Origin of the sequence: Bacteroides coprosuis, from assembly GCF_020741705.1 — a bacterium.
Classification (GTDB): domain Bacteria; phylum Bacteroidota; class Bacteroidia; order Bacteroidales; family Bacteroidaceae; genus Bacteroides_E; species Bacteroides_E coprosuis.
Genome location: NZ_DYYK01000174.1, coordinates 1 through 2506, shown reverse-complemented (window position 1 = coordinate 2506; position 2506 = coordinate 1). Strand labels below are relative to the sequence as shown.

Genomic DNA, 2506 nt, shown 5'->3' with positions numbered 1-2506 from the left:
TCCCAATGGCCTGTTTATCAACGAAGTTTACTTTATTTACGTAATCATCAAATATGTAAGAGATATTGACGACTGGCTCGATGCCCTACTAGATAGAGATTACCACACCTACATACTAACAAGGCCCAATGGCTTATTCCTAGAAACTGCAAAGTATTTAGACCAAAGAATAAACCTCTACAATAGGCATCTCTCCTAGAGCAATTACAGCTCCACTAGAAATAAACTTTACTCAAAAGTATCTACTTCACTAGGGTAATTATACAGAACCTATAAGTTGGGAAGGAATAAAAGAAATACTTTTAAGATTCTCGATAGCTATGATACTCCAGAGTTATCTTCTCATAAATTCGTTACCTCTGTATAGACCATCAAATGGTCGAAAGATTATAATTTACTGATTATCAATCATCTTTAGGGATAACCCTATTCCTTTTTACTAGAAAATAACTATATTGACAACTGTGTAATTAAGAAATACATAAACTAATTAAACGAAACGTTATCCTTACACAAAACCAAAGAGGGAGAATGGGCTAAAATTTATTATCCTCCCTCTTTTTTTATGCCCTGAAGTTTGCTCAAATACCAAAGTTATAGCTCCTCCTCTTTTAGCCCCTTACAATGCGTAAATATTTATTTATCCTAAAATAGCACGACAAAGGGTAAAATAGATACTTTAAGCCTCTAATCATCAAATTATTGACCTCCTTTTTTCACTATCTAACCTTTTCCTACTACCTTTGAATAAGAATTTTGTACCGATTTTAAACAGAAAAGAATGAAAAGAATCTCCTTCCTTTTAGGATTACTGATATTATTTGCCTTTGGACTGTCTATTGAACCTATTCTTGCCAATAATAATGACATAGCAGGAAGTAATCTATTCTCCAGAAAAAGTAAAAGACCCACGTTTGCCGTCATTGGAGATACTCATGTGGGGCAAATCGATAATAACGAAAAACTAAAGCATACATTGGACGTCTTAGTGAAAAGGCAACCCAACTTAGACGGAGTTTTTGTACTAGGTGATATGACTCTTACGGGTTCTAAAGAGGAATACGAACAGGTGAAAGAGATTTTTTCTACTCTACCCAAACACATCCAAGTGTATTATGTGATGGGTAATCGGGAAAGGATAAATGATCATCCTGCTCCAGAAGGTCAAACGCAGTTTGAAAAAATACTCGAGCAACCTCTGAATCATTTTGTGGATTTGAAAGGGTATCCTTGCATTATTTTAAATACTCAAACAAATGTTGAACCTTATTACAGTTCTACAGATAAAGAATACTTAGAAAAGGCTCTTGTGGCTGTGCGTAAACAGTATCCTAAAAAACCTATCTTTCTATTCTGCCACGTCCCTGCCGAAAACACGGTATATGGTTCGGGTATAGATGAAGGTTGGGGCAGCAAGGAACTTGTTAGCATCCTCAAAGATTACCCACAAGTAGTTGTTTTTTCTGCCCATTCACACTACCCTATATCTGATGAACGCAGCATCCATCAACAATACTTTACTAGTGTCAATGTGGGATCAACCGCTTTTATAGAGGTAGAAGGTGGCTATTCTGAAGGTACTCGTCCTCCGTATTTCGACCAAGTGGCAGAGGCTGCAATCGTAGAAATAAGCAAAAATCAAGATCTAGGTATTACTCGTATTGATGCTTTGAGAGGCAACACCATCAAAAACAACTGGATCATCAAAAACCCCATCAATCGTAGAGCTTTCAATCTTGCAAAGAGAGTGGATAATTCAAATCCTGAGTTTGCCATGGATGCCAATATAACCATCACAAAAGTAGAAGATCACAAATGTACCGTAAAGTTTCCTCAGGCAATAGACGATGATATGGTGCACCACTATGTACTCGATGTGATTCAGGAATCTGACAACAAGGTGTATCAACGCTATACCATTCTATCTCAGTTTTACTTAAATAAAGCAATGCCCCAAAAGCTACATTGGGAGGCTACAGGATTGAAAGGAGATACCCAATACAAGATACGTATTGTTGCTCTCGACTCTTCAGGAAATGCTTCGCAACCTATTAGTAGTGATTATTTTCACACCCCCGCTTTTACTCCTTCATCGGCCTATACTGCCCCCAAAGCAGATGTACTCGACTTAGTTTTCAATGATTATACAGGGCTAGATTATTCTACTGAACCGAATAATATCATCTATAGTGGCACTGAACCCAATACTCGTTTTGATGAAACTCTAAATTGCTATGTGGCCGATTTCAAAAAGGATGCAAACCTATTTTATCGCATTCCCTACTCCTCCAAAAAGTGGGCTGAGAAGATACAAAAAGGTTTTACCATCGAATTGTTTTACAAATCGAATGAGTTGCATAGTGCCATACCCATGGGAAGTATGAACGGCAAAGGCTTTGGCATTGAACAAAGCAAACTTGGAGAGCCTCAGCTATCTGTCTATATGGGCGATGGCTATAAGAGTGTAGGAGATTTTGTAGCTACATCTAAAACCTACAACCATTAT

Annotated in this window: 2 protein-coding genes; both read left to right on the top strand. The window is 37.4% G+C overall.

Going from position 1 to position 2506, the window contains the following annotated elements:
• The coding region (locus tag K8V80_RS10370; protein ID WP_276777732.1) for a hypothetical protein at window positions 1-199 on the top strand (199 nt) is incomplete at its 5' end.
• Between the two features lie 582 nt (window positions 200-781).
• The coding region (locus K8V80_RS10365; protein WP_276777730.1) for a metallophosphoesterase at window positions 782-2506 on the top strand (1725 nt) is incomplete at its 3' end.